Genomic DNA, 6,594 nt, shown 5'->3' with positions numbered 1-6,594 from the left:
GAGGCGGCGGCGAAGGCGGCCGCTCCCGCGGCATCCATCGTGCCGGAGCGTCCGCGCTGCTGCGAGCCGCCGTGCAGCAGCGGAACGACGTCGGCGCCGCGGCGCAGCACGAGGGCTCCGACGCCGACGGGGCCGCCGAGCTTGTGGGCCGAGAGCGAGACCGCCGAGACGCCGGCGGGCAGGGGGGCGAGCGGGATCTGCCCGTAGGCGGCGATCGCGTCGACGTGCACGGGGACGCCGTGGGCGGCGGCGAGCGCCGCGGCCTGGGCGACCGGCTGCAGGGTGCCGACCTCGTTGTTGGCGGCGAGCATCGTGAGGAGGGCGATGTCGTCGGGGCCGGCACCGTCGGCCAGGGCGGCCTCGAGGTCGTCGAGCCGCAGGGCTCCGACCTCGTCGACCTCGAGCCAGCGCAGCACCGCCCCCTCGTGGGCGGCGAGCCACTCGACCGCGTCGAGCGTCGCGTGGTGCTCGGCGCGCGGGACGAGGATGCGGGGGCGCGGCCGGCCGCCCGACGTCGCCGCCCCGCCCTGCCGCTGCCAAAACAGCCCCTTCACCCCGAGGTTCACGGCCTCGGTGCCGCCGCCCGTGAACACCACCTCGACCGCGTCGACGCCGAGGGTCGCGCAGAGGCGCTCGCGGGCGTCCTCGAGCATTCCGCGCGCGGCCTGCCCCGCCGAGTGGATCGACGAGGGGTTCCCGACGTGCTCGAGGGCCGCCAGGTAGGCACCGCGAATGGAGGCCGGCATGGGAGATCCGGCGGCGTGATCGAGATAGACGACCACGGCATCCCCTCTCTGTTGCGACGGCGACGGGAAGCGACGGCGACGCCGCGGCCACCGCCGCACGGCGCGCAAGCAGGGTGCGCCGCCGACTGTCGCCTAGCCTAAGTCCATGCTTCACGCCGACGCCCCTGGCCCCTACGGCCACCTGGGCCACCTCGGCGCGACCCCCACGGCCCACGGCGGCCGACTGCGGGTCTACAGCCGCCACGCCACCCGCATGGAGCTCTGCCTCTTCGACCCCGACGACCCCAACTGGGTCACCGAGGCCGTCGAGATGCGGCCCAACCGCCACCACGTCTGGAGCGCCGAGCACCCCGACCTGCGCGTCGGCGCGCGGTACTCGATCCGCGTCGACGGGCCCGACGGGCCGACCCACGCGTTCGACCCGCACCGGCACCTCATCGACCCCTACGCGCGCGGACTCGCCCGCACCTCGAGCGGCGAGTGGCGCTCGTACGTGCAGAACGACGACTTCGACTGGGGCGGGGTGCCGAAGCCGGGCATCCCCCTCGATCACACCGTCATCTACGAGGCTCACGTCAAAGGCCTCACCAAGCTCAACCCCGCGATGCCCGAAGAGCTGCGCGGAACCTACGCGGGCCTCGCCCACCCCACGACGATCGCGTACCTGAAAGACCTCGGCGTCACGACCGTGCAGCTGCTGCCCGTGCACCAGAGCATCAGCGAGCAGCGCCTCATCAAGCAGAGCCTCACCAACTACTGGGGCTACAACACGCTCAACTTCTTCACCCCGCACGCCGCGTACGCCACGCGGCACGCGCAGTTCGGCGGCACCGGAGCCGTCCTCCGCGAGTTCAAGGGCATGGTGCGCCTGCTGCACGAGGCCGGGCTCGAGGTCGTGCTCGACGTCGTCTACAACCACACCGCCGAGGAGGGGCTCGACGGCCCCACCTCGAGCCTGCGCGGCATCGACAACGCCGCCTACTACCGGCACACCGCCGACGGCGAGTACATCGACACCACCGGCTGCGGCAACACCGTCGACTTCTCCCTCCCCGCCGCCCAGCGACTCGTCCTCGACTCGCTGCGGTACTGGGCGAACGAGGTGCAGGTCGACGGGTTCCGCTTCGACCTCATGGCGACGCTCGGCCGCGACCGGCACGCCCACTACGACCCCGACCACCCGCTGCTCGCGGCGATCCTCGACGACCCGGCGCTCGCCGGCGTCAAGATGATCGCCGAGCCGTGGGACGTCGGGCTCGGCGGCTGGCAGGTCGGCAACTTCCCCGCCGGGTACTCCGAGTGGAACGACGGCTTCCGCGACCGCGCCCGCAATTTCTGGCTGACGGATGCCGCGGCCGGCCGGCACGCCGGCTCGGCCCCCGAAGGCATCGGCTCGCTCGCCCGGCGCATGACGGGCTCCGCCCACGTCTTCGCCGCCGAGCGCGGGCCGCTCGCGAGCGTCAACTTCATCACCGCCCACGACGGATTCACCCTCGCCGACCTCACCGCCTACGACCACAAGCACAACCTCGGCAACGGCGAGGGCAACCGCGACGGCACCGACAACAACCGGTCGTACAGCTTCGGCGTCGAAGGCCCCACCGACGATCAGCGCGTGGTCGCCGACCGGCGCAAGGCCATGCGGAACCTCATGGGGACCCTGCTGCTCAGCGCGGGCATCCCGATGATCACCGCCGGCGACGAATGGGGTCGCACGCAGCGCGGCAACAACAACGCCTACTGCCACGACAGCGAGCTCACCTGGCACTCGTGGGATCGCGCCGGGTGGCAGGAGGACCTGCAGCGCGTCACGGCGCGGCTGCTCGCGCTGCGGCGCGCGAACCCCGCGCTGCGGCCCGTGCGCTACGGCAAGTGGGGCGAGACCGTTCCGAGCGCGACCCAGATGGACTGGTACAACAAGGAGGGCCGGTCGATGACGATGCTCGACTGGGACTCTCCGCAGGAGCGGACGCTGCAGTACCTCGCCGCCTCGACGCCCGAGTTCGAGGAGTTCAACCGCGTGCTGCTCATCGTGCACGGGCTCGAGGAATCGGTCGAGGTGACGCTGCCGTCGCACGTCGGCGTCACCGAGTACACGCTGCTGTGGGACAGCTCGCACGACGACATCTCCGGGATCGAGCCGTCGCACGTGCCGGGCGAGCGGCTGTGCGTCGGGCCGGCGTCGATGCTGCTGTTCCGGGCGCACGGCGGGCCGGCTGCCGGACCGGGCAGCGGCGGGCCCGGGGTCGAGTCGCCCGCCTCGGTGGACGGGGATGGCTAGGGCGCGATCGCAGGGCGGTCCGGGGACTCCGGCGACGGTCGCGCTGACGGTCGCGGGCATCCCGTTCACGCCGCGGGCTTACGCGCACGATGCAGCGGTGACTGCCTACGGGCTCGAGGCGGCGGCGGCGCTCGGCGTCGAGCCGGAGCGCGTGTTCAAGACGCTGCTCGCCGAGGCGGATGGGCGGCTCGTGGTCGGGGTCGTTCCCGTCTCGTCGCTGCTCGACCTGAAGGCGCTCGCCGGCGTGGTGGGGGCGAAGCGGGCCGTGATGGCCGCGCCCGAGGTCGCCGAGCGCAAGACCGGATACGTCGTCGGCGGCATCTCGCCCATCGGGCAGAAGACGGCGCTGCCGACCGTCATCGACGAGACCGCTCTGCTGTGGGAGACCGTGCTCGTGTCCGGGGGCCGGCGCGGCTTCGACCTCGAGCTCGCGCCCGCCGACCTGCTGCGCGCGACCGGCGGGCTGCTCGGCGACATCGCGCGGTAGCGGTGCGGAGGCCGGGCCCGCCCCGGGCCTGCGGGTGGCCAAACCAAATGCAGTCATAGCGCTGGCTGCCCCGCCGATCCAGCTCGGAAATCGCCATCGCTTGAGCCCGCAGACTGCACTTGGATCAGACACCCCTCCACAACGTCGTTAGAAGCAGTCGATCCCACGGACGAACTCGTCGCTCGACCGACAGCCGCGCTCAGCCGACACTCTGTCGGCGTGCTCGACCTGCATCGGCTCCTCCGTGATCACGACGGACTGATCGCAACACACGAACTCTCCGCGGTCGGCGTGACGCGCCCGATGCTCGCCTCGATGCTGCACCGCGGCATGCTCATCCGAGTCCGGCAGGGCTGGTACTCGACGCCGGACCTGGCGCAACCGGCGCGACAGGCTGCTCGTGTGGGAGGAGTTCTGACCTGCGGAGCGGCGCTTCGCGCTCACGGCATATGGGCGCTGGAGGACGACAGGCTACACGTCCTCGTTCGCCGCGGGTCGTCCCGTCTCCGTCAGCCTGGAGATCCTCGCCGCCGACTTTCCGATGCCCCTGCGGCATCAACCGTCGTCCATTGGCTGGATGGCGCAACGACGAGCTCTCGCCTGATCGCTTGCCCTAGCGACGCGCTTGAGACCTATAGGCGCTGCGCGCCGCATGAGCTCTACCTGGCCGCTCTCGACTCGACGTTGCATCGACGACCTGACCTGCGTGGCGACCTGATCGCCGCCGGCCACCGGATCGGCCCGCGCACCGCCGACGGCATCTGCGAGTCGGGGACAGAGACGCTCTTCCGACTGAGGATGCGGCCTCAACTGCCCCGCCTGCAGTGCCAAGTGCCCATTCCTGGAGCCGGACGAGTCGACTTCCTCATCGGAGAGGCACTCGTGATCGAGATCGATGGTCGAGCGTTCCACGACTCCGAGAGCGCGTTCGAGAGTGACCGTCGGCGAGATGCAGAGCTCTCGAGGCGAGGGTTCCGGGTGCTGCGGTTCAGCTACCGCCAGATCATCGACGACTGGCCCACGGTCGCGCACGCCGTACTCGCCGCGGTGAGCCGCGGCGATCACCTCCGCTGAGCGGCGCGACGCTCTGGCGCCGCGCGCGAGCGGAAGTTCGCCCCGTCGTCGAGCCAAATGCAGTCTGTGCGCGGCCATGGCCGTCCGATCGCGAGGCGGATCGAGGGCGGGCCCCCATACAGACTGCATTTGGTTCATCGCTCGGCCGCAGGGGGCGGGGGCGGGCAGGCGTCAGGCGGGGGCGACGGGCGGCTCGAGGGCCGGGTCGCGCGGCTCGCGCGACGCGAGCGAGCGCGGCCAGACCGCCGCGAGCAGTTGACGCCACCACGGCGTGCGCGTGCGCAGGGCGCGCACGGCGGGGCGGATGTCCGGGGCGCCCGACACCGCGGCAGGCGCACCGTAGGCGCGCGCCTCGAGAGCGCGGCGCACGGCCTCGAAGACCTCGAGCTCCTCCGCCGACGGACTCGCCGCGGCGGTATCGGCGCCGGCACCCGCGGCACCGGAGGCATCGGCACCGTGGGCGGCCCGGGCACCGGCACCGGCACTGGCACCGCCACCGAAGGCACCGGCACCGGCACTGGCACCGCCACCGGAGGCACCCGCACCAGCCGCAGCACCCCCAACCCCCGCCCACGCGCGGGCGAGCTCGCGCGGCGTGCGGGTCGATTCCGCGGGCAGCCCCAGGTCGCGAGCCGTGTCGCGCAGCTCGCGCCAGGCGTCGAGCGGATCCGGCGAGCGCATTCGGCGCGCGCGCAGCACGGCGCGCCAGACTCCGGGCGCGGCGAGCAGGGCCACGAGCAGCAGGAGCACGAGGCCGAGCACGAGTCGGGCATCCACGCCACCGATCGTCGAGCGACCGCCGAGGAGCCCGCCCGATCCGGCGCCGCCGGCGTCGATCTCCTCGTCGGGGAGGTCGGGCCCCCCGGACGTCCCGGGCGACGGCGCGCCCGGCGTCGCCGTCGCGGTCGGCTCGGTCGGCTCGGTCGTGAGCGGGTCGGGCGAGGGCGATCCGCTGGGCGTGAGGGCCTCCTCCGTCGCGTAGTCGGGGGTGACCCCGCGCGAGGGAGTCGGCTCGAAGCGCACCCAGCCGATGCCGTCGAAGTGCAGCTCGGGCCACGTGTGCAGGTCGTCCGACGAGACCGTGTACTCGCTCGGGATCACGGGGTTCCGCACTCCGGGCAGGAAGCCCACGGCCATGCGCGTCGGGATGCCGAGCGTCCTCGCCATGAGCGTCATCGCCGAGCCGAAGTGCACGCAGTAGCCGGCCCGTGCCTCGAGGAACGCCGCGACGATCGCCGCGCCCGAGCCGTCGAAGCCGCCCTCGACGGGGGCGTCCTCCGAGTAGGTGAAGCCGCCGTCGGTGAAGAACTGCTGCAGCGCGAACGCCTGCTCGTACGGGTTGGCGATGCCCGCGACGACCTCGCGCGCGGTCGCCTCGATGATCGGGTCGAGGTCCTCCGGCAGCGCGCGGTACTGGTCGAGCCCGGGGGCGTCGACGGTCGTCGCGCGCAGCTGCTCGGGCGTCGGCTGCGCGACGCGGTTCTCGATCGTGTACGTCCCGTTGCGGATCGACCCCTCCGCCGTGCGCATCGTCACGCCGTCGGGGTCGATGACCCAGCCGCCCGAGAGCCCGTTCGCCTCGACGGGCGCCGACGGCAGCGGCACCCAGCGCGAGCGCACGCTGCGCAGCGTGATCGTCGTCTCGACGGTCGTGAACGCGACGTCGTCGTCGAACCACGCCGGGGGGCCGATCGTCCCGGCGTCCCCGACGGGCGCGTCGAACGGCACCGGCAGCACCTCCTGCCCGGCGAACTCGGCGAGGTGCGAGAGCGTCAGGTACTGCCCGCCCGCGAGAGCGGTCGTGTAGGTGAGCACCGTGATGGGGTTCTGCCGCCGCAGGTCGTCGCCGAGCTCGACGACGGGGTTGATTCCGGCGACGAGCCCCGCGGGCCCCGAGCCGGGAAGCCGGTCTCCCGCGAGCACCGACGGCAGCGCGGGCGGGACGACGAGCGCCGCGACGATCACGGCGGCGGCGACGGTGACGGCGCGCGCGAGGCCGCGGCCGC

5 protein-coding genes are annotated in these 6,594 nt (G+C 72.9%); 3 read left to right on the top strand and 2 right to left on the bottom strand.

Features of this window, described 5'->3' with window-relative positions; all coding sequences use genetic code 11:
* Positions 1-746: cysteine desulfurase family protein (locus tag Q7T15_RS01400; RefSeq protein ID WP_370689072.1), on the bottom strand; the 746-nt coding region annotated here is incomplete at its 3' end.
* Between the two features lie 145 nt (positions 747-891).
* Here Q7T15_RS01400 and glgX point away from each other — a divergent pair.
* The 3 genes from glgX (at position 892) to Q7T15_RS01385 (ending at position 4,588) form a co-directional block, all read left to right on the top strand.
* Entirely contained in the window at positions 892-3,027 is a 2,136-nt protein-coding gene (gene glgX, locus Q7T15_RS01395; RefSeq protein ID WP_304692524.1) for a glycogen debranching protein GlgX, read from the top strand.
* Positions 3,020-3,514, top strand: a complete 495-nt coding sequence (gene ybaK / locus Q7T15_RS01390) for a Cys-tRNA(Pro) deacylase (protein WP_304692522.1) — start codon at positions 3,020-3,022, stop codon at positions 3,512-3,514. The genes glgX and ybaK overlap by 8 nt, the downstream gene beginning before the upstream one ends.
* A 219-nt stretch (positions 3,515-3,733) precedes the next feature.
* Positions 3,734-4,588 (top strand): endonuclease domain-containing protein, encoded by an 855-nt coding sequence (locus Q7T15_RS01385; protein WP_304692520.1) that lies wholly within the window; start codon positions 3,734-3,736, stop codon positions 4,586-4,588.
* 171 nt (positions 4,589-4,759) lie between these two features.
* Here the strand turns inward: Q7T15_RS01385 and Q7T15_RS01380 are convergent.
* Positions 4,760-6,594, bottom strand: a 1,835-nt coding sequence (locus tag Q7T15_RS01380; RefSeq protein ID WP_304692518.1) for a DUF3488 and transglutaminase-like domain-containing protein, incomplete at its 5' end; no start/stop codon positions are given.

The sequence above is a fragment of the Microcella sp. genome (genome assembly GCF_030645145.1).
Classification (GTDB): Bacteria; Actinomycetota; Actinomycetes; order Actinomycetales; family Microbacteriaceae; genus Microcella.
The sequence above is the reverse complement of the archived record's forward strand: the minus strand, read 5'-3'. Positions and strand labels throughout refer to the sequence as shown.